Source organism: Azospirillum sp. P4_B5 (assembly GCF_056402275.1).
Genome location: NZ_JBFUHT010000137.1, coordinates 1 through 1,008, shown reverse-complemented (window position 1 = coordinate 1,008; position 1,008 = coordinate 1). Strand labels below are relative to the sequence as shown.

The 1,008-nt window shown below is 69.7% G+C and carries 1 pseudogene; it reads left to right on the top strand.

The window, feature by feature from the left end:
* Positions 1 to 952, top strand: a pseudogene (locus tag AC1DVI_RS32390) (IS5 family transposase); the annotation flags it as partial.
* Positions 953 to 1,008 lie beyond the last annotated feature (56 nt).

The following is a 1,008-nucleotide window of genomic DNA, read 5'->3' as shown; positions in this document are numbered from 1 at the left end:
CGAGCCGCGCCGCCACAAGATCCCGGAGGCCCGGTACCGTGTGGAGAACTGGGCGGCCTACGATGCGGCGCTGCGCCGGCGGGGCGACCTGACGATCTGGGTGACGCCGGAGGCGATCGCCGCGTGGACGCCGCCCGCCACGGGACGGGGTGGCCGGTCAGCGCGCTACTCAGACATCGCCATCGAGACCGGGCTGATGCTGCGCCTGGCGTTCGGTCGGCCGTGGCGCCAGACCGAGGGTTTGCTGGGCTCGCTCATGCRCCTGCTCGGCCTGGACCTGCCGGTTCCCGATCATACGACGTTTTCCCGGCGTAGCGCCGATCTGGCCGTCGCGTCGGCGCTCGCCAGGACGGACGGGCCGGTCACCGTGGTCATCGATTCCACTGGGCTGAAGGTGTTCGGCCGGGGCGAGGGGCACCTGGAAAAGCACGGCGGCACAGCGCGCSGATGCTGGMGCAAGCTGCACCTGGCCGTCGATCCCGCCACCGGCGAGATCCTCGCCTCGGCGTTGACGGGCAACGAGGAGGGAGACGCCTCGCTGGTCGGTCCGTTGCTTGACCAGGTCACGGGCCCGATCGGCGCCGTCCTGGCGGACGGCGCCTACGACGGCGAGCCGGTCTATCGTGCTGTCGCCGAGCGTGCGCCGGACGCCGAGGTGATCATCCCGCCGCGCGCGACCGCRGTGGTGAGCGACACCGCCGAGAGCGCGCCCACCCGGCGCGACCACCACATCCAGACGATCAAGGAGCGTGGTCGGCTGGGCTGGCAGCGAGCCGTCCAATACGGCAGGAGATCGTTGGTCGAGGTAGCGATGCTCCGGTAGAAGGTTTTGATCGGACGCAGCCTGCGCGCTCGCACTCTGCCCGCACAAAAAGCCGAAGCCAAGGCCGCCTGCGCCGTCATCAATCGCATGACCAGCCTCGGCATGCCAACCTCCCGGAAGGTCGCCTGATCTCCATCGCCTCTGGGCGAAATCCGTCCGCAGACCGAGTTCTGCACCAAAGTCCA